20 protein-coding genes are annotated in these 18,755 nt (G+C 40.8%); 8 read left to right on the top strand and 12 right to left on the bottom strand.

The window, feature by feature from the left end:
• Window positions 1-199: 199 nt before the first annotated feature.
• Window positions 200-1,558, bottom strand: a complete 1,359-nt coding sequence (locus FEK29_RS14990; protein WP_138259245.1) for a dihydrolipoamide acetyltransferase family protein — start codon at window positions 1,556-1,558, stop codon at window positions 200-202.
• Window positions 1,559-1,649: 91 nt separating this feature from the next.
• On the bottom strand, window positions 1,650-2,270 hold the full coding sequence (gene recR, locus FEK29_RS14995) for a recombination mediator RecR (RefSeq protein WP_138259246.1): 621 nt from the start codon (window positions 2,268-2,270) through the stop codon (window positions 1,650-1,652).
• Between the two features lie 68 nt (window positions 2,271-2,338).
• Between recR and FEK29_RS15000 the strand changes: the two genes are divergently transcribed.
• On the top strand, window positions 2,339-3,820 hold the full coding sequence (locus FEK29_RS15000; RefSeq protein WP_138259247.1) for a sodium:solute symporter: 1,482 nt from the start codon (window positions 2,339-2,341) through the stop codon (window positions 3,818-3,820).
• Window positions 3,821-3,827: 7 nt separating this feature from the next.
• Here FEK29_RS15000 and FEK29_RS15005 read toward each other — a convergent pair whose 3' ends face one another.
• The 4 genes from FEK29_RS15005 to FEK29_RS15020 form a co-directional block, all read right to left on the bottom strand.
• Window positions 3,828-4,187 carry a CoA-binding protein gene (locus tag FEK29_RS15005; protein ID WP_138259248.1) on the bottom strand — a complete coding sequence of 120 codons (360 nt, stop codon included), beginning with the start codon at window positions 4,185-4,187 and terminating at the stop codon, window positions 3,828-3,830.
• Window positions 4,188-4,652: 465 nt separating this feature from the next.
• Window positions 4,653-5,660, bottom strand: a complete 1,008-nt coding sequence (locus FEK29_RS15010; RefSeq protein WP_138259249.1) for a 3-oxoacyl-ACP synthase III family protein — start codon at window positions 5,658-5,660, stop codon at window positions 4,653-4,655.
• A 92-nt stretch (window positions 5,661-5,752) separates the two neighbouring features.
• Entirely contained in the window at window positions 5,753-7,060 is a 1,308-nt protein-coding gene (locus FEK29_RS15015) for an ABC1 kinase family protein (RefSeq protein WP_138259250.1), read from the bottom strand.
• A 17-nt stretch (window positions 7,061-7,077) separates the two neighbouring features.
• Window positions 7,078-7,731 (bottom strand): TetR family transcriptional regulator C-terminal domain-containing protein, encoded by a 654-nt coding sequence (locus tag FEK29_RS15020; RefSeq protein WP_138259251.1) that lies wholly within the window; start codon window positions 7,729-7,731, stop codon window positions 7,078-7,080.
• Between the two features lie 320 nt (window positions 7,732-8,051).
• Between FEK29_RS15020 and htpG the strand changes: the two genes are divergently transcribed.
• Window positions 8,052-9,938 (top strand): molecular chaperone HtpG, encoded by a 1,887-nt coding sequence (htpG, locus tag FEK29_RS15025; RefSeq protein WP_138259252.1) that lies wholly within the window; start codon window positions 8,052-8,054, stop codon window positions 9,936-9,938.
• A gap of 117 nt (window positions 9,939-10,055) precedes the next feature.
• Here the strand turns inward: htpG and FEK29_RS15030 are convergent, their stop codons facing one another.
• The 4 genes from FEK29_RS15030 to FEK29_RS15045 all read right to left on the bottom strand — a co-directional run bounded on the left by FEK29_RS15030 (window position 10,056) and on the right by FEK29_RS15045 (window position 13,599).
• Window positions 10,056-10,868 (bottom strand): inositol oxygenase family protein, encoded by an 813-nt coding sequence (locus tag FEK29_RS15030; RefSeq protein ID WP_138259253.1) that lies wholly within the window; start codon window positions 10,866-10,868, stop codon window positions 10,056-10,058.
• 113 nt (window positions 10,869-10,981) lie between these two features.
• Window positions 10,982-12,580 (bottom strand): solute:sodium symporter family transporter, encoded by a 1,599-nt coding sequence (locus FEK29_RS15035; protein ID WP_138259254.1) that lies wholly within the window; start codon window positions 12,578-12,580, stop codon window positions 10,982-10,984.
• A 37-nt stretch (window positions 12,581-12,617) separates the two neighbouring features.
• On the bottom strand, window positions 12,618-13,028 hold the full coding sequence (locus FEK29_RS15040) for a hypothetical protein (RefSeq protein ID WP_138259255.1): 411 nt from the start codon (window positions 13,026-13,028) through the stop codon (window positions 12,618-12,620).
• The gene (locus FEK29_RS15045) at window positions 13,009-13,599 is read right to left on the bottom strand and encodes an RNA polymerase sigma factor (protein ID WP_138259256.1); all 591 of its coding nucleotides are present in this window, start codon (window positions 13,597-13,599) and stop codon (window positions 13,009-13,011) included. Before FEK29_RS15045 ends, FEK29_RS15040 begins: the two co-directional genes overlap by 20 nt.
• A 131-nt stretch (window positions 13,600-13,730) precedes the next feature.
• Here FEK29_RS15045 and FEK29_RS15050 point away from each other — a divergent pair, with 131 nt between their 5' ends.
• The 3 genes from FEK29_RS15050 to FEK29_RS15060 all read left to right on the top strand — a co-directional run bounded on the left by FEK29_RS15050 (window position 13,731) and on the right by FEK29_RS15060 (window position 15,148).
• Entirely contained in the window at window positions 13,731-14,084 is a 354-nt protein-coding gene (locus tag FEK29_RS15050) for a DUF6249 domain-containing protein (RefSeq protein WP_138259257.1), read from the top strand.
• Window positions 14,085-14,147: 63 nt separating this feature from the next.
• Window positions 14,148-14,783, top strand: coding sequence for an MOSC domain-containing protein (locus tag FEK29_RS15055; RefSeq protein WP_138259258.1), 636 nt, complete (start codon window positions 14,148-14,150; stop codon window positions 14,781-14,783).
• Window positions 14,783-15,148, top strand: a complete 366-nt coding sequence (locus tag FEK29_RS15060) for a DoxX family protein (RefSeq protein ID WP_138259259.1) — start codon at window positions 14,783-14,785, stop codon at window positions 15,146-15,148. The genes FEK29_RS15055 and FEK29_RS15060 overlap by 1 nt, the downstream gene beginning before the upstream one ends.
• A 53-nt stretch (window positions 15,149-15,201) precedes the next feature.
• Here the strand turns inward: FEK29_RS15060 and FEK29_RS15065 are convergent, their stop codons facing one another.
• The gene (locus tag FEK29_RS15065) at window positions 15,202-15,786 is read right to left on the bottom strand and encodes a hypothetical protein (protein ID WP_138259260.1); all 585 of its coding nucleotides are present in this window, start codon (window positions 15,784-15,786) and stop codon (window positions 15,202-15,204) included.
• 217 nt (window positions 15,787-16,003) lie between these two features.
• On the opposite strand from FEK29_RS15065, the gene FEK29_RS15070 reads away from it, so the two are divergent.
• The 3 genes from FEK29_RS15070 to FEK29_RS15080 all read left to right on the top strand — a co-directional run bounded on the left by FEK29_RS15070 (window position 16,004) and on the right by FEK29_RS15080 (window position 17,919).
• Window positions 16,004-16,876, top strand: coding sequence for an AraC family transcriptional regulator (locus FEK29_RS15070; RefSeq protein WP_125223991.1), 873 nt, complete (start codon window positions 16,004-16,006; stop codon window positions 16,874-16,876).
• Window positions 16,876-17,472 (top strand): alpha-ketoglutarate-dependent dioxygenase AlkB family protein, encoded by a 597-nt coding sequence (locus tag FEK29_RS15075; protein WP_138259261.1) that lies wholly within the window; start codon window positions 16,876-16,878, stop codon window positions 17,470-17,472. The genes FEK29_RS15070 and FEK29_RS15075 overlap by 1 nt, the downstream gene beginning before the upstream one ends.
• 168 nt (window positions 17,473-17,640) lie before the next feature.
• The gene (locus tag FEK29_RS15080; protein WP_138259262.1) at window positions 17,641-17,919 is read left to right on the top strand and encodes a TIGR03643 family protein; all 279 of its coding nucleotides are present in this window, start codon (window positions 17,641-17,643) and stop codon (window positions 17,917-17,919) included.
• A 7-nt stretch (window positions 17,920-17,926) separates the two neighbouring features.
• Here FEK29_RS15080 and FEK29_RS15085 read toward each other — a convergent pair whose 3' ends face one another.
• On the bottom strand, window positions 17,927-18,700 hold the full coding sequence (locus FEK29_RS15085) for a S1/P1 nuclease (RefSeq protein WP_138259263.1): 774 nt from the start codon (window positions 18,698-18,700) through the stop codon (window positions 17,927-17,929).
• Between the last annotated feature and the right edge of the window lie 55 nt (window positions 18,701-18,755).

Genomic DNA, 18,755 nt, shown 5'->3' on the forward strand with positions numbered 1-18,755 from the left:
GATTTCTTGAGCAATTGTAGAAAATGGAATCAGAAAATAAATAAATAAATAAACTAGGATTTCAAAATGATGTTTGAAAAATAAGGATAATGGTCTTAACATTTGTGGGCTTGGTAAGACACAAAGCTAAAATCTAATGAATGAAAAAGATGTTAGTTTTGTGTTAATCCTAACATTTTATTTAAAATACTAATTACTTTCAGATTTCCCTGTCTACGTCCCAAGCCTCGAGGTAATCCGCAACTGCCTTGGCGAACATACTGCCCAAAGCTCCGTTTACCACCCTATGATCATAGCTGTGAGACAAAAACATCTTACTTCTTACGCCAATGAAATCACCTTCCTTCGTTTCTATTACTGAAGGAATCTTTCGTATTGCACCCAGGGCCATGATTCCTACTTGCGGCTGATTGATTATGGGCGTCCCAAAAACACTTCCAAAGGTACCTACATTGGTCACGGTATAGGTACCGTCCTGCACCTCATCCGGTTTTAAGGCATTTTTTCTAGACCGCTCCGCCAAATCATTGACTACCCTGGCCATACCTACAAGGTTTAATTGGTCCGCATTTTTGATTACGGGCACTATCAAGTTGCCATCCGGCAGGGCGGCCGCCATCCCTATATTGATGTTTTTCTTTTTAATCACATTGTCCCCATCCACTGAAATATTCATCATGGGGTATTTCTTCAAGGCCTTGGCTACGGCTTCCATGAAAATAGGCGTAAAGGTCAGTTTTTCACCTTCCTGCTTTTCAAAGGCATCCTTCACCTTGTTTCTCCAGTTTACGATATTTGTTACGTCTACCTCTATAAAACTTTGAACGTGCGCCGAATTGGAGACGCTGTCAGACATATGCTTGGCAATCAATTTGCCCATTCTTGACATGGGAATAATCTCGTCGCCTGCCCCAACTTTTATCTGTGATTCCTCCTTTTCCACAATTTTTGGTGGTGCCGATACCTCTTCCTTTTTGGTTTGGACGGGCTGGGGGGCTTCGGGAGTTTTCTTGGGTTGGGTCGCGACCTGGGCCCCATTGCTTCTTCCCGAAATATAATCCAAGATGTCATTCTTTGTTACCCTTCCCTCTTTCCCGGTACCGGATATGGCCTCCAGTTCGGTAAGGGAAACCCCTTCCTCTTTGGCAATGTTCTTTACCAGCGGTGAATAAAATCGCTCTGAAGAAGTATAGTCGGGAACGGGACTCCCAACCGTTTCGCGGGCCTTCACAACGGCCTCTTCGGCCACGGAGGCCAGTTTCTCATCTGACGTTTCCTCCGTATTGTCCGTATCTTCAACTAATCCGTCTGCTTCCCCTGCAATTTCGATTATAGCGACTACCTGCCCTACTTTGACAATATCATCAACTTCAAATCTTTTTTCGATAAGCACACCATCCACCTCACTGGGAACCTCACTATCCACTTTATCCGTTGCTATTTCAAAGATGGCCTCATCCATTTCAACCTTTTCGCCTACTTCCTTTAACCAAGAGGTCAATGTAGCCTCGGCAACACTTTCACCCATTCTTGGCAATTTCAATTCGAATTTTGACATATCAATAATCTAAGGTCTATTTTTTATACTGTTTTTGCAAAAATAATAAAATACAACACCCTTTACTGAATTTATATCAGATTTAAGTGGATTACTTGTTACTAAAACTTCCTTCAAACGGAATCCTATTTAAAATACTTCGCCCCAAGGTAACCTCATCAGCATATTCCAACTCGTCCCCTACGGCAATCCCTCGGGCAATGGTAGAGGTTTTGACCCCTGTACCTTCCAGTTGTTTAAAGATATAGAAATTGGTAGTGTCCCCTTCCATAGTAGAGCTCAACGCAAGAATCAACTCTTGTACTTCCCCTTCTTTCACCTTATTTATCAAAGAGGATATGGTCAAATCCTGGGGGCCCATGCCTTCTATGGGTGAAATCTTACCGCCCAACACATGATACAATCCCCTATACTGGCCAGTATTTTCAATGGCCATTACATCCCTTATATCTTCTACCACACAGACTAGGGAGGCATCCCTTTTTGGATTGGAACAAATTTCACAAAGTGCCGTATCACTAATGTTATGGCACTTCTTACAGAACTGCACCATAGTTCTCAATTTCGTCAAAGCATTGGATAGATTTTCTGTCTGGCGCTCCGGCTGCTTTAGCAAGTGCAACACCAATCGTAGCGCAGTTCGCTTACCAATTCCAGGCAATTGTGACATTTCATAGACGGCATTTTCCAGTAATTTGGAAGAAAAATCCATTGCTTTGAGTTTCCGGTAAAATTACGCACTATTTTTACTTTTTGTACTTTGACCACAAATAAATTCCCATGACTGCATCCCATATTCTGCTTCTTATAGGAAGCTATTTTGCATTACTACTCCTTATTTCCTACTTTACGGGAAAGAACGATTCCAATGAGGATTTCTTCAAGGCAGGAAAGCAATCCCCTTGGTATTTGGTTGCATTTGGAATGGTGGGCGCTTCGTTATCGGGGGTTACCTTTATATCCGTTCCAGGGTGGGTGGACGCATCCAAATTCAGTTACCTACAAGTGGTTTTTGGTTATTTGGTGGGGTACTTTGTAACGGCATATGTGCTGCTTCCCATCTACTACAGGCAAAATTTGACCTCCATTTACGAATATCTGGATAGCCGGTTCGGTTTTGTAAGTTATAAAGTTGGGGCGATTTCCTTTTTTGTATCCCGAGTTTTGGGTGCCGCCTTTCGACTCTTTCTGGTCGCCATCGTTTTGCAGCAATTCGTATTCGACGCATGGAACGTGCCGTTTGAAATCACGGTTACTCTTTCCATCCTATTGATCTGGATCTATACTTTTAAAGGGGGTATAAAAACCATCGTTTGGACGGATACCTTGCAGACCTTGTTCATGTTGGTTTCCGTTGGGCTTTCCATCTACTTTATCCTAAACAAACTAGAATGGAGTTTAGGGGATTTTCTACAATCCGAAGAACTTGCCAAATACAGCCAGACCTTTGTCTTGGATGATCTCTTTGCCAAAAACCACTTTCTAAAATCCTTTATCGGGGGGATGTTCGTGACTATTTGTATGACCGGATTGGATCAGGACATGATGCAAAAAAATCTCACCTGTAGAAATTTGAAGGAGGCTCAAAAAAACATGGTGTCCTTTAGTTTTGTCCTTGTTTTTGTGACCTTTCTATTTATGCTCTTGGGAGCCCTTTTGTTTATCTACGCCGATAAATATCAAATTGAAATGCCTCTAATGGACGGTCAACAAAAGACCGACCTACTTTTTCCTGAAATTGCCCTGAACAGCGGATTGGGAATTACCGTGGCCATTACTTTTATGCTAGGCCTTATAGCTGCGGCCTATAGTAGTGCTGACAGTGCCCTGACTTCATTGACCACCTCCTTTTGTGTAGATTTTCTGGGGACGGCAAAAAAATCTGAAGTAGCGGCAAGGAAAATTCGCAGGCGAACACATATTGGCATGAGCATCTTGTTGATTTTGGTGGTAATTACCTTTAAATACGTATTGGATAGAAACGTTATCGACGGATTATTGACGGTTGCTTCTTACACGTACGGACCGCTTCTGGGATTATTCGCCTTTGGGATTTTCACCAAACATCAAATAAGGGACAATTTTGCCTGGGTAGTGGCCTTGGTTTCGGTATTGATAATTATCGGTTTGGCAAAAATACCGACCCACTATTTGGGTGGCTACGAATTTGGATATGAGCTACTGCCCTTGAACGGGCTTATAACCTTCATCGGTCTTTGGCTTATCAGAAAAAATCCCGAAACAGAAACCATAAACAATTAGATAGAATTCAATATTGACCGATTGCCAACAAAACCAAGGTACAGGCAACTTGGGCCTCTATACCCTTGGATTCCAAATGGTTCTGGAATTCTGGGTTTTCCGTTCCCGGATTAAAAATGACACGCCTTGGGCGTAACCCGATAATAGCATCGTAATACCCCTTTTGATTGTACGGATTTAAATAGAGTGTTATGGTATGAATATTTTGGAAATCTTCTATTTTGGTTTTAACTTGCACTCCCCCGATAATTCCAGATTTTAAACCGAAAGCTTCGGTTTTTATTCCATGACCGACCAATCTATGAATTGCCAAATTACTGTAACGGTTTGGTTTTAAGGATGCACCAAATACCAATGTTGTATCCATTTTTATCAGGGTGTTAAATTTTATAAGTTCTGTAACTTTTTAAAGGAATAATAGTCCTTAAATTGTTATACTTCTTACAAGAAGGTTTACATTTATTTGTAGCAAAATATTCAAGACGTTGATATTGCTATATATTTATAGTTAATGGTTAGTGTTTAGTATAGCTTATCAGCAAGAAACCCGGGCTTTTGTCCGGGTTTCGCATTTTTACGAAAAACCCGATTATTAATTTATATAAGTACCTGTAACATTAAACCAGTTTACAAGTCTATTAGTATAAGGAAATACTCTTAGATAGGGAATTGGTTGGTTTTCCCCCAAGGGTTTATCCTGAGGAAAACCCGTGGCCTAGGTTGCGGGTTTTTTATTCTATATTCAGTGTTTACAAGCCTTCCCAGCTTAATCCGAGGAAAAATATCTTGGTCTTCAACTACACAAGCCAAGAAGTTGTTAGAAGTGGCTTATCTACCATCTGATAATGACACTGCCCCACGTAAAGCCGCTTCCAAATGCGGCCAATACCACCAAGTCTCCAGACTTTACCTTTCCAGCTTCCCAAGCTTCGGTCATCGCGATGGGTATAGAAGCAGCTGTTGTGTTTCCGTAACGCATAATGTTGTTGAACACCTGATCATCGGTAAGGCCAAATTTATTTTGGATAAACTGTGATATCCTAAGATTCGCCTGATGCGGAACCAATAAATTTATATCCGTTGGTTGCAATCCATTTTTCTTAAGGCCCTCCATGATAACTTCGCTAAAACGCACCACTGCATTTTTAAATACGAATTGTCCGTTCATATAGGGGAAATAAGACTCATCGTTGGGGTCGTTATCGGCAATTATGTCAGAAACCCATCTTTTTCCCATTCCGGGCGCAATTAGTGAGAGTTCTTCTGCGTGTTGTCCTTCTGAATGCAAGTGGGTCGAAAGTATTCCCTCATCCTGACCTTCTGCCCTACTCAAAACGGCGGCACCGGCACCGTCGCCAAAAATTACGGAAACAGCCCTACCACGTGTCGTCATATCCAATCCGTGGGAATGAAGTTCTGAACCAATAACAAGAATATTCTTGTACATTCCGGTTTTTATGTACTGATCTGCCACTGATAGGGCATAGACAAATCCTGAACATTGGTTTCTTATGTCCAAGGCACCAACGGTCTTTATCCCCAAATCTCGCTGTACCAAAACTCCGGGCCCGGGAAAATAATAATCCGGACTCAAGGTGGCGAATACAATAAAATCAATTTCGTCCTTATCGATTCCGGCACGTTCAATTGCAATTTTGGCGGCTTTTACGCCCATGGTCGTAGTGGTATCCTCGCCTTTTATGACATGCCTTCGTTCCTTGATTCCGGTCCGTTCCTGAATCCAAGCATCATTGGTATCCATTATTTTGGATAAATCGTCGTTGGTTACCACATTTTCAGGAACATAATATCCTAGACCTGTAATTTTTGAATTGTACATAGTGTAAAATTTAGCCGAATTCACTGCTGTTCAGGCAGTGCAATATAACAACAATTCCGAATTTCGCATTCATTTTGGAAAAGCTTGTTACACTATAAATACTTTTGAAAATGATTTACCTGAATTTCAGCCTTTAGGTCATTGAGGAGATTATAGAGTCCAAAGAAGGTCCGGTTCATATATAAAAAGTGCTTGGAACCCCGGTTTCCGTTCATTTTACGTATCTGTTTATCTGATGCATATTGCTCACTAAGTGCCGCAATTTTCCCCCAGAAATCGGCACTGCCAAAGTCAAAGGTCTCCTCATGGAACGGCGATGTGAAGAGGCTCAACATTTCGTGAAAAAGGTTCTTGAAAAAGGTTATTTCGGTATCGGTATCGGAAGGGGTCAAAATTTCGAGTTCATAGAGCTTTTGAGTGAAAATGGCGTCGTTTGAAATATTCTCCTTCTTGGCCAATTCAAAATAGGGATTATAGAAATCGTCCGGCACTTCTTTGATACAACCAAAATCGATGACGACCAACTCCCCATTGGCATTTACCAAAAAATTACCTGGATGTGGGTCCGCATGCACTTTGCGCAAACCGTGAATTTGAAACATATAGAAATCCCAAAGGGTCTGGCCCAATTTGTTACCCATTTCTTGAGAAAAATTGGTCTTTGTGAATTCCCCTAAATGGGTACCCGTCATCCAATCCATTGTGATGATACGCTCGCTGGAAAGTGCCTCGTAATAGTTGGGAAATCGTAAGTTTTCTATATGGCTACACTTCTTGGTAATTTCCTTGCTTTGCGCAATTTCCAAAAGATAATTGGTCTCTTCGAGTAATTTATCCTCTACCTCTTTGAAGTATTTATCCGAATCCTTTCCCTGAAGGTTGAACATTCGCAAAGCCACTGGCTTTACCAAGGCCAAATCACTACTTATGCTTTGAGCCACTCCGGGATATTGTATTTTAACTGCCAAGTCCTTCCCGTCCTTTTTGGCTCTGTGCACCTGCCCGATACTCGCCGCGTTGACGGAATCCTTTTCAAAGGAATCGAATACTTCCTCCGGATATTTATCCAGGTATTTTTTAAACGTTTTTCGCACCAGTGGCGCAGATAAAGGTGGTACGGAAAACTGTGAAAGTGAAAATTTTTCTACATAGGCATTGGGAAGCAGGTTTTTCTCCATGCTCAACATTTGGGCGACTTTTAGGGCACTACCCTTTAGACTTTTGAGTCCGTCGTAGATGTCCCCGGCATTATCGTTGTCGAGTTCATCCCTAGTCAAATCTGGATTTACGATTTTCTTGCCATAATATTTGGCATAATTCCCGCCAATTTTTACACCGGTCTTGATCAGTTTGCTGGCACGTTCAATTTTTCCGGTAGGGATTTTATCGAGAGTCTTCAATTTTAAATGAAATTAGGTTAAGCAAATGTTTCCTTGTAAAGAAATTTCCCAAAATCTACGATGTTGTCCAATGGAGTATTGTCAAAAAGGTCAAATACCGTATTTACGGATTTTTCAATGGCCAAATCAGTTTTTTCGAATCCTTGGGATTCATCGTTCATCCAAAATCTTAACAGAAAAAGGAATTGGACCCAAGCCCCCTCCGAAAAAATAGAAGGATTGTGCTTGGTTATTTTATACGTTTTTTGCTTATTACCATCTGCGATCAACTCTTTGGCAAACTCCTTCAGGTTCTTACGCAATCCCTTTAGTTGCTCCATGTTCTTAAGCTGGTTGCCGCCTTGGTTCAATGTAAAGAGGGCATAACTTCTGTTGAGGGTCAACATCTCGAAAAATGTGTAGAAAAACGTCAACAATTTGTCCCTGTTTGCAAAGGATTCATAGTCATTGTTCTTTTGCATCAATGCAAGCGTATTGGTGAAAAAGGTGTCCCAAATACCCTTCTTGATAGCGGGAATGGAGGCAAAGAATTTGTAGAAATCCGCTTCCGGAATTTCATGCTGCTTACAGAATTTATAGACCGTTTTGGGCTCCTTTTCATGTTCCAAAACATAGTCCATGTACTTTGAAATAATTTCTTCCTTGGTAATCTTTTTATTCTTGGTAGCCATAATATGTAGTATTGCGTGTAAAGATTTATAGCAAAAAATGTATTGATGTTAGACTAAAAAACGTGCCTTCGGGGGGAAAGCACGTTTTCAAACAACCTAACCAATAAATAATCAAACGTGATTATGATTAAAACTTTTTCATAGCATTTTCTTTCCTAATCACGAGTAAAATTAAATAATGTTTAATGTTTATGAAAAATAATTAAACAAAAGTTTTGTTAAAGTTTTGTGCTATACCAGGGTGTCAGTTTGTCACCTTCTTTAAGTATGGTATTTTTTTTGTCTAAAGGTGTTTGCAACTAATATAAAAATTCAAAATAATGGCTACAGGTAAAATCAATGTTTCGGTAGACAATATATTTCCGCTCATAAAGAAGTTTTTGTATTCCGATCATGAAATCTTTCTTCGGGAATTGGTATCCAATGCTACGGATGCTACCCTTAAACTAAAGCATTTAACCGCTATTGGAGAGGCAAAAGTGGAGTATGGCAATCCGTTGATCGAAATTAAGGTCGACAAAAAAGGAAAAAAACTTCACGTCATTGACCAAGGTCTGGGTATGACCGAGGAAGAAGTTAAAAAATACATCAACGAGGTTGCCTTTTCCGGTGCCGAGGAGTTCATCAACAAGTATGAGGATTCCGCCAAGGATGCCGGTATTATCGGGCACTTTGGCCTTGGGTTCTATTCCGCCTTTATGGTTGCCCATAAAGTGGAGATCATCACGAAAAGCTATCAGGACGAACCGGCAGTGCATTGGTCCTGCGACGGTTCACCCAACTTTACCATTGAACCATCGGATAAGAAAGAACGCGGAACGGAAATCGTACTTCATATAGCCGACGATTCCACCGAGTTTTTGGAAGACAGTAGGATTCGTGAGCTATTAAGAAAATACAATAAGTTTATGCCGGTCCCCATTAAATTTGGGACCAAAACGGAGACCTTGCCCAAACCCGAAGGTGCCAAAGAGGACGATCCCGCCCCTACCAAGGAAGTGGACAATATCATCAACAATCCAAATCCGGCGTGGACCAAACAGCCAACGGATTTAAAGGACGAAGATTATAAGAGTTTTTATAGAGAGCTGTACCCCATGCAGTTCGAGGAACCGCTGTTCCACATTCATTTGAATGTGGATTATCCCTTTAACTTGACGGGAATCCTATATTTTCCGAAGCTTACGAACGACCTGAACATACAAAAAGATAAGATTCAATTGTACCAGAACCAAGTCTTCGTTACTGACAATGTGGAAGGTATTGTACCGGAATTCTTGACCATGCTGCGTGGTGTCATCGATTCACCGGATATTCCTTTGAATGTCTCAAGGTCCTATCTACAGGCTGATGGTGCCGTTAAGAAAATATCCTCTTACATTACAAGAAAGGTTGCTGATAAGCTTAATTCCCTTTTCAAGAACAACCGTGAGGATTTTGAAAAGAAATGGAACGATATAAAAATCGTCATTGAATACGGTATGTTGTCCGAAGACAAGTTCTTTGAAAAAGCGGACAAGTTTGCGCTCTACCCGACTATAGACGGTGCTTATTATACGTTTGAGGAGCTTCAGGAGAAAATCAAGGCCAACCAAACGGACAAGGACGATAAATTGGTCATTCTGTATGCTTCCGATAAAGAGGCGCAGCATAGTTACATTGAGACCGCCAAGTCCAAGGGTTACGAGGTATTGTTGTTGGATTCGCCCATTATCGGCCATCTGATGCAAAAACTAGAAACCACCAAAGAGAAAATATCCTTTGCCAGGGTAGATGCGGACCATATAGACAAGCTGATCCAAAAAGAGGATACCCAAATCTCCAAATTATCCGATGAGGAGAAGGAAAAGCTAAAAGCTGACTTGGAGGCTGTTTTTGGTGAAAAAAGCAATTATACCATACAATTGGAGGCCATGGATAGCGATGCTTCCCCATTCGTGATCACGGAGCCGGAATTCCTGCGCCGTATGAAGGAAATGCAACAGACCGGAGGCGGAATGTTCGGGATGGGGCATATGCCGGAGATGTACAACCTCATCGTAAACACCAATCATGAATTGATAGGCGAAATCCTGAATACCAAGACCGCCAAGAAAAAAGAGCGTTTGATCAATCAATCCTTGGATTTGGCCAAACTTTCCAAGGGCCTTTTAAAGGGTGCGGACTTAACGAACTTTATCAAGCGGAGTTATGAAATGGTGAAATAGGAGCCTCTCCCAAAACTGCTCTGCAGTTTTGACCTCTCTAAAGGAGAGGTAAAGTAGGAAACATAGCTATAAAAAAGGGCCTCAATGATGAGGCCCTTTTTAATTTTTCAATTATAATTACCAATAAATAGGCCCTTTACCCAAATATTTTTCGGCAATGGGCTGGTAGTACTCCCGCACATCCTCTAGATCATATATCTTTTGACTTTTTGTATACAAATCATATTTATTGAAATCCTTGATGATCTCAAGATATTCCTTGTCCTTTTCATTGGTCAATTCCTTGTAACTACCGCCACTATGCCACGGATAAAAAGAATGATATCTGATCATCACCATTGCCTCGTCGGGTAATGAATTCTCCTTGTGGTTGTTTAGTACCTGATACAGGTACTCATCATGTCCCCAAGCAAGTTCCAGATTGTCCAACCCACAGCCTTCTTCATAGATACCGGTAGTTGTATTGTAACGTGCATCGGTCATATCAGGGTTTAAGGCATTGAATTCGGGATATACGCAGGAAGAAGGCAACTTGCATCCCACAACGAATACATCGCCCACCATGCCCCATTGCTCGGCCTGACTTGTCCCATCGGCATCACTGCCCCACATGAACATGATCTTACCTAGATCGTGGATAAGTCCGGTAAGCTGCATCCAATCGGGTCTATTATCCGCCCTAATGGCCTCCGCACTCTGAATCAGGTGCTGTACATTGGGAAGATCGAGATCGGGATCGCTCACATCTATCAAACTGTTCAAGTGTCCCATGGCTTCCCAAAGGTCCATCGGCTTATCAAAAGTGAGGTATTTTTTATGCATGCGCTTCACATAATCGTAGGTCTGGTTTTGACGCATTTTTCTATAATGTTCTTTTACGGCCACGGAGACATCGGGCGCATCGTAATTCCTGAATGTTTTTTCTTCCATAATATCACTTATAAATTAGATCTCGCATCTCGACTCCACTCGATATAACAGCTCAACCGGTTGTACCGTTTTTTTTCGAGATTATTAAATTTGATACAACAAATTACTGAATTCTAGACATTTCCCAATAAAAAATAAATAAGAACCGTTACTAGGACAAGAAAAAGGCTGAAAGGTTTGGCATATTTCCATGGTTTTAAATCCAAGACGTTGGCATCCTGTATTGAAAATCGTTCTTTTGTAGGCCGATACAGAGAAGCCAAATGCATAATGCCGATATTGAGTACAAACTCAATGCCCCAAATATGAACGAAATGTAGGTTCACCTCCAAAATGAAGTACATGAGGACATAGAAAACAAGTCCGAAACAGAGTCCCACCTTGGCCCCAAACGCTGAAACCCGCGGAAAAAGAAAGCCGGCCGTAATGACGCTGGCAATGGGAATAAAGAAAATTCCGTTCAGTTGCTGTAGGAGCTGGTACAGACCGTCAGGTGCATTGGCCACAAATGGAGCAATTCCAATTGCGAAAACGGCCAGCAGCAAGGAGGTCCACTTCCCGATGCCTACCAACTTTTGGTCGCTGGATTCCTTAAAAATGTAACGTTTATAAATTCCCAAACTAAAAACGGTAGCCGCACTGTTCAAGGCACTGTTGAAGGTACTCAAAATAGCGCCCATCATGACCGCCACAAAGAAACCGGTCAGCCAAAGGGGCATCACTTTTTTTACAAGTATGGGATATACGCTATCCGGATTGTCATAGTACGAATCCCCAAAATAATAAAAGGCAATCAGCCCTGGCAATACAATGATCAGCGGTACCAATATTTTTAACAATCCCGTATAAAGCAATCCTTTTTGTGCTTCCTTTAAGCTAACGGCCCCTAACACCCGTTGAATTATCGACTGGTGCATGGTCCAGAAATAGATTTGGTTGACCATCAGTCCCGTAAACAGTACTTCAAAAGGTAGAATGGCAGACCTTGCCCCTTCCCCAACTCCGGATTCCGTGCTGATTACATTGAACTTCTCCGGGCTATTGTTGAAAACCTCACCCAAACCATGGAATAAATTTCCTTCGCCAATGGCCAAGAGTGCCAAAATGGGAACCAACAGACCAGCGACCAACAAACCAAAGCCGTTGATGGTATCCGTATATGCTACCATCTTGAGTCCCCCAAAAATGGCATAGATGGCCCCAATAGTGCCCACTATTAAAATGGTCACCCAAATACCTTGCGACTTACTTAGGTTCAATAGGTTGGAAATATCAAAAATAGCCTCAATGTTCAGCGCACCTGTGTATAGAACTATGGGCAATAACGTAGCGACAAAAGAAATAATGAGGAGCATGGCCACGATGGTCCGAGTTAGGCCGTCAAACCGTTTTTCCAAAAATTCTGGGATGGTCGTAAGTCCCATTTTCAAATACCGAGGAGCAAAATAGAGCGCCCCAATGACCAATGCGAGTGCTGAGGTTACCTCCCAGGCGATGATTATGGCCCCATTTCTATAAGAGGAACCGTTCATACCCACCAAATGCTCCGTAGAAATGTTGGTCAATAACAAAGAGCCCGCAATTACGATGCCTGTTAAGGACCTACCTCCCAAAAAATAACCGTCCTTGGTATTTAGTTTATCCTTACGAAGTTGGTAGGTCGCATAGAAAGCGACAAAACCGGTGAAGAGTAAAAAGGATAGGAAGGTCATGGATTTAAATGTAGTAATAAATTTTAAATCCCCATATTTAGATTATCACCCTGTGTTTAGAAAAATAATGCTTTAAAAAAAGAATTTGAAACAAGATAAAAATGACGAATCCTAGCACAGCATAACTGGACGAATTCCACTTGATTTCTCTCAATCGGACATCAAAAAAATCTAGATTACCAATTGTATTGTATTTTAAAGAAAAAAGCCAAAAGTTGGTATTTGGCTCCATAATGAATCCAAATCCTAAAAGGCCTATGAGTACAAGCGCAAGTGAGAACCACACTGTTTTGGATATTAAAGGCTTGTATTTTAATTCTTTTGTATTTAATTGTGCTATCCTTTGAAACAGTCTTTCATTAAAATTTTCAGAAACTTCTTCATGTCTTAGCTCTTTGATTGCGTTTTTTAGGAATAAATCCAATACTTTATCTTCTTGTTCTTTCATAGCTATGAATTGTTTCCGGTTCTAGTGAATTTCTTAAAATTAATGCCAATTTTTTTCTGGCCCTATGTATTTTCACCTTTACGGTGTTGGCTTCAATACCTATTATTTCGGAAATTTCAACAAGGGAAAGCTCCTGATAATAAAATAGGGTTATTAATACACTATCTTCATTATCCAGTTCCTCTATAGCCCTTTTTATTGTCTTTCTTCTTTCTTTTATTTCTATTTTATTCCATATTTCCGGAGATAGGTACAAGGCAGATGTATCTTGCATATCAAAACCTTTCGTTTGGGGCTGCGATTTATGTTTTTTAAGACAATCAAGACCCTTTCTATAGGCTATTTTATATAACCAGGTAGAGAACTTGCTCTCTCCTTTAAATGTAGTCAATGCACTATATACCTTTATAAAGGTATCTTGTGCTACCTCTTCCGCATCCTCCCTATTTCCAACCAACCTTAGCGCCAAAGTAAAGACCATATGCTTATATCTATCCACTAATTTTTCATAAGCGGATATATCCCTTTTTTGGGCACGTTCTATCAATAGTTGGTCGCTAGGCTTGTTCATTTACATTTATTGGACGAACTGCTTTAGGCAAAGGTTACAGTTTTAAAGAAAAACTAAAAAAATTGTAACCTATGGAAATTTATCGTCGTCAAAGAAGTAAACAGTTTATTTATCAATTAAAAAACAAATCAATGGGAGGAGAAGTAATTATTTTCACGTTAATCTTTGGGGTTATTTTTGGAATAGCCTATTTATTCTTTTCAACTAGAAACAAAGAACGCATGGCTCTTATAGAAAAAGGTGCCGATGCCAGTATTTTTGTAAAAACAAAAAAGGAACATGCCGCGCCCTTTTGGAAAATCCTAATCTTAAACCTTTCCCTTCTGCTCATAGGAATTGGTTGTGCAATCTTTTTAGCTTCGATTATGGTCTACAGTTTGGGAGTCGAAGAGAGTGTTGCCTATCCCGGATCCATATTTTTAATGGCCGGAATTGGATTATTGTTAGGTTTCTATCTTACCAAAAAGTTGGAAAAGGAAGTATAGCAACTATCCAGTAAAATTGTAAACCACCAGATTTCTTCTGGTGGTTTTTTTTATCTTCACACAATGAAGATAATCTCCACCAATATCTGCAACGAGCCTAGAACCTTTGTTTGGAACGGCACCGAAGAACAGACGGGCATTTTTAAATTTCCCACATCTGAAAAATTGTTCTTGACCAAAAGCGATGTTCAGAAGGATACGATTATCAATAGGGTAAACCATGGGGGGGAGAACAAGGCCTGTTATCTTTTTTCCGCGGATCAGTACCCTTTTTGGAAGGTAAAATACCCTAACCATGAATGGAATTGGGGGATGTTCGGGGAAAACTTGACGATTACCGGATTGGATGAGTCCCAAATACGTATAGGGAACGTTTATAAAATGGGTAGTGCCCTGGTTCAGGTTTCCCAGCCCAGGGAACCATGTTACAAGTTGGGAATCCGCTTTGGCACCCAACAAATCCTGAAAGAATTCATCGATCAGAATCACCCCGGAACGTATGTGAAAATTCTGGAGGAAGGGGAAGTACGTATGGGCGATGAACTGAAATTGATTCAACAATCGGAGAACACCTTAACGGTCCAGGAATTCTATGAACTGATGTTCCTAAAAGAAAAGCCGAAGGACTTGCTGCAAAGGTTTATGGACAATCCGGCAGTACCCCTGTATAAAAAGGAAAGAATGCAAAAATACCTTTAATGGAACTTCATTTTCCTTGGCACTTGTACTTGATGGCCGCGCTATATGTGTTCGCAGGCCTCATGCATTTTATACGGCCCAAAATATACTTGCGGGTCATGCCCAACTATCTACCCTCTCCAAAATTTTTGGTACTCCTAAGTGGCGTATTTGAAATCCTTTTGGGCATTGGACTATGCTTTCAGGAAACCAAAGATTTAGCTATTTATGGAATTATGGCCATGTTATCGGTTTTTTTGTTGGTCCACTTTTATATGCTCAAGGGCGAAAAGGAATCGGCCGGATTTCCAAAATGGTTATTATTACTGCGCATTCCGTTGCAATTCCTTTTGATGTACTGGGCGTACGCTTACCTAAACGTATAAAAACAAAAAGAGGGCTCTCCAGCCCCCTTTTCTTGAAATTAACTTAAACCAACTTAATTAACAACAAATTCTTCACTGTAAGTTTTGGTATCATCGGATACTACTACCATATAACTTCCCGGATAGGCTCCTTGAAAGTTAAAGGCCTTTTCTACAATAAGTTTATCAGATACGGTTTCGGAGAACACCAATCTATAGTTTTGGTCATAAACTTTTAAGGAAATCTCAGATTTATCCAAGTTCAAAAAGTTCATGAAGACCCTATTTTCTGTTTTTCTAAAAAAAGGTTTGGCATCTACCTCAGAGTCGATGATCTCGATGATACCATCCTTCAAGGAAATGGTGTACATGTTGCTTTTTAGTCCGCTTTCGGCTACCAAATAATAATACCCATCTACCAAATCTTTCAAATTCAGTTTTTTACTGAAACGACCTTTTGAAAGTTTTTCGAAATAGATACTATTAGAATCCGAATCCAAAAGCCTAACAGTGACACTTTGGTCCAGTGCGTCCAAGGTCAATAGGACACTTTTGGAGTTACTTAGGGTAACAACGTCCAATTTGGGCTCTCTTGCCATACCCGCTACTGTAGCGAACATAAAGGCAACTACGGTTGTGATTTTTACAATTGTTTTCATAATAAATTACTTTAAAGGATTAATTAATAATTTACGATACAAACATACACCCGATATGTCGTTGCCACTACAGCGGATTTTTCCGATTTATGTGCTATTTTACCAACCTTAACACACTTTTAATATAGTAATGTTAATTTTCCACATATTTGGGTTAATTTTGCAAAGTGACCTGCAAAAAAGGTTATCTAACTTTACATTAGTAAACACCAAATAGATGATTACACAAAAACCTACGTTTGAGGCTATTGAACCAGATTTTGGGCATTCGTTTACCTATCAAAGGTTCGATGAGCACCGGGTGAACAAGAACAATGTTTGGCATTACCATCCAGAATTGGAACTGGTCTATGTAAACGGCGGTTCCGGTAAGCGCCAAATAGGTAGCCATGTTTCCTATTATACCGATGGCGATCTTATATTGATAGGCAGTAATCTTCCCCATTGCGGTTTTACCGATGCACTCACGGGCAATACCAGTGAAACCGTCGTACAGATGAAGCTCGATTTTTTGGGTACCGACTTTTTTACCATTCCCGAAATGAAGAAAATCAAAAAGTTGTTTGAAATAGCGAGTGGAGGAATCGCCTTTTATGGGAAGACCAAAAGAAAAATAGGCGATAAAATGGAGGTGCTGGAATATCAGACCGATTTCCAACGTCTTTTGAGTATTCTGAACATTCTGAACGAATTGGGCGGTTCACAAGAAATGAAACTCCTGAATGCGGATGGTTTTTCCTTGGCAACCGATGTCAAGGACAATGACCGCATCAACATCGTTTTCAATCATGTAAAGAACAACTTCAAGGAAGAAATAACGCTGGAGGAAATATCTTCCATGGTGAGCATGACCATTCCGTCTTTCTGCAGATACTTTAAAAAGCTTACAAATAAAACCTTTGTACAATTTGTAAATGAATACCGCTTGGTGCATGCCTCTAAATTATTGGCGGAAAAACCCATGAGCATCACGGAAGTCTGTTTTGAATGTGGATTCAACAACTTTTCCCACTTTAATAAGTCGTTCAAAGCATTTACGGGACAGAATCCCAGTGAATATAGGAATGAGCTAAAAGCCGTTTTGGTCTGATGCCAGAAAACAAGGAAAACTCACAATTGGATTTGCCCGATTGTGATATACGATATTACCCAAATTTTATTCCTAGTAAAATTGCGGATACCTATTTCAAAAAGTTAAGGTCTGAAACACCCTGGCAACAGGATGATATTAAAGTATTCGGAAAGTTTTACGCCCAGCCAAGACTTACCGCATTGTATGGAAATAATGGAAGGCCCTACTCCTATTCCAACATTACCATGAAACCCCATCGTTTCAGTAAAGTTTTATTGGAAATAAAATCGGAAATAGAAAAGTATGTTTCCCCAGAATTTACTACTTGTTTACTAAATCTATATAGGGATGGCAAGGATAGTAACGGTTGGCACGCCGATAATGAAAAGGAACTGGGTAAAAACCCTGTAATTGCATCAGTGAGTCTAGGTGCGGAACGCATGTTCCATCTAAAACACAACATAGACCCTTCTGCAAAGCACAAAATGATATTGGAGCATGGCAGTTTGTTGGTGATGCAGGGTGAGACCCAACATACTTGGAAGCATCAGATTCCAAAAACGGCCAAACCTATTGGGGAACGGATAAACCTGACGTTTAGGATAATCAAATAAAAAAATCGGCCCAGAGGACCTATTTTTTATGCCTTTTTGTAGACCGACCATCTTTAATACCAGGGCATACCAATACTAATCTGCTCGTTGGGGTTTCTACCTAAGCAACATATTTTCAAAGGTCATGCCAAACCCTTTTTGCCTTAGGCTTTGTATATTTGTATTGTTATGTCAAAGGAATTTACAGAAAGGGAATTGGACCGAATCATAGAAATGGCCTGGGAGGACCGTACTCCGTTTGAGGCCATCACCTTCCAGTTTGGTATAAGTGAACAGGAAACCATAGAGATCATGCGCAGGGAAATGAAACCCAGTAGTTTTCGCATGTGGCGTAAAAGGGTTCAGGGAAGGGCCACCAAACACCGAAATTTACGCGAAAATGTGTCCGGACGATTCAAGAGCTCCCGTCAGAAGAACATTAGCGGAAACAAAATTTCAAAAAGATAGTTTAGTTCTATTTGAAAATATCATTCAGGACCGCCGCCAATCGTATGCCCCCTTTTAACAATTGGTTTTCAACAGTGCCCCACCATCGGTAACTATATTGATACCCCAATTTCTCACCCACTGCTACGGAATCATAGACTTCGTTCGTAATTTCCTGGGTCTCCTCGATCCAATCATAGGTATCGCCCTGCTGAATTTGCTTCACCTGCTGCTTGGTAAGCTTTGGTAAGGAGTTTGAAAGCTCCGTAAAACTCATTCCATAGTCGTCAATCATATTGGAATCCCATACCCGATGTAGGTTACTGCCCCTTCCAAACCATTGCAACTGGATGTCGTTTCCTCCTTTGTCCTCTAGCCTACCAATATGCATCGGTTGGTGCAAATCCCCAATAAGGTGCACCAGAAATTTCAAGTAAAAAGCCTTGTCCTCCTTGGAACTTTCCTGCGAAGTCAATATTTCAATGCACTTGTTGATTCCTATGACCAAATCCCCATATTCACTGGGTTCAACGTCCCTGTATTCCTTGTCCGCTGGGAAGTTGACATAATGCCAGGCACTGTATTCACTGTATTTTCTATCGGCCTTGATCTCATCGGCAAAATTGGAAACGGCTGCCAAATTTTGGCCATCCAGTAGGGCATCAATGGCCTTTCTTGCCTTTCTACTCAAATAGTCCTGGGCCACATCGCCCACCACCCGATGCCCGGTTTTGGACCAGATTGCGTCATTGGCGAAAGCGGATTGTATAACGACCAGTAAAATGAACGTGAACTTCTTCATGGAATTCGGTTTTGGCAAAAATAGGGCAACAAGTTTTAAGGTATTGTTAAAAGTC

It is taken from the genome of Maribacter aurantiacus (assembly GCF_005780245.1).
GTDB lineage: Bacteria > Bacteroidota > Bacteroidia > Flavobacteriales > Flavobacteriaceae > Maribacter > Maribacter flavus.

Bases quoted from the DNA above. Each gene is read 5' to 3' on its own strand.
- FEK29_RS14990 (WP_138259245.1), bottom strand. From the start codon at position 1,558: ATGTCAAAATTCGAATTGAAATTGCCAAGAATGGGTGAAAGTGTTGCC.
- recR (WP_138259246.1), bottom strand. From the start codon at position 2,270: ATGGATTTTTCTTCCAAATTACTGGAAAATGCCGTCTATGAAATGTCA.
- FEK29_RS15000 (WP_138259247.1), top strand. From the start codon at position 2,339: ATGACTGCATCCCATATTCTGCTTCTTATAGGAAGCTATTTTGCATTA.
- FEK29_RS15005 (WP_138259248.1), bottom strand. From the start codon at position 4,187: ATGGATACAACATTGGTATTTGGTGCATCCTTAAAACCAAACCGTTAC.
- FEK29_RS15010 (WP_138259249.1), bottom strand. From the start codon at position 5,660: ATGTACAATTCAAAAATTACAGGTCTAGGATATTATGTTCCTGAAAAT.
- FEK29_RS15020 (WP_138259251.1), bottom strand. From the start codon at position 7,731: ATGGCTACCAAGAATAAAAAGATTACCAAGGAAGAAATTATTTCAAAG.
- htpG (WP_138259252.1), top strand. From the start codon at position 8,052: ATGGCTACAGGTAAAATCAATGTTTCGGTAGACAATATATTTCCGCTC.
- FEK29_RS15030 (WP_138259253.1), bottom strand. From the start codon at position 10,868: ATGGAAGAAAAAACATTCAGGAATTACGATGCGCCCGATGTCTCCGTG.
- FEK29_RS15035 (WP_138259254.1), bottom strand. From the start codon at position 12,580: ATGACCTTCCTATCCTTTTTACTCTTCACCGGTTTTGTCGCTTTCTAT.
- FEK29_RS15040 (WP_138259255.1), bottom strand. From the start codon at position 13,028: ATGAAAGAACAAGAAGATAAAGTATTGGATTTATTCCTAAAAAACGCA.
- FEK29_RS15045 (WP_138259256.1), bottom strand. From the start codon at position 13,599: ATGAACAAGCCTAGCGACCAACTATTGATAGAACGTGCCCAAAAAAGG.
- FEK29_RS15050 (WP_138259257.1), top strand. From the start codon at position 13,731: ATGGGAGGAGAAGTAATTATTTTCACGTTAATCTTTGGGGTTATTTTT.
- FEK29_RS15055 (WP_138259258.1), top strand. From the start codon at position 14,148: ATGAAGATAATCTCCACCAATATCTGCAACGAGCCTAGAACCTTTGTT.
- FEK29_RS15060 (WP_138259259.1), top strand. From the start codon at position 14,783: ATGGAACTTCATTTTCCTTGGCACTTGTACTTGATGGCCGCGCTATAT.
- FEK29_RS15065 (WP_138259260.1), bottom strand. From the start codon at position 15,786: ATGAAAACAATTGTAAAAATCACAACCGTAGTTGCCTTTATGTTCGCT.
- FEK29_RS15070 (WP_125223991.1), top strand. From the start codon at position 16,004: ATGATTACACAAAAACCTACGTTTGAGGCTATTGAACCAGATTTTGGG.
- FEK29_RS15075 (WP_138259261.1), top strand. From the start codon at position 16,876: ATGCCAGAAAACAAGGAAAACTCACAATTGGATTTGCCCGATTGTGAT.
- FEK29_RS15080 (WP_138259262.1), top strand. From the start codon at position 17,641: ATGTCAAAGGAATTTACAGAAAGGGAATTGGACCGAATCATAGAAATG.
- FEK29_RS15085 (WP_138259263.1), bottom strand. From the start codon at position 18,700: ATGAAGAAGTTCACGTTCATTTTACTGGTCGTTATACAATCCGCTTTC.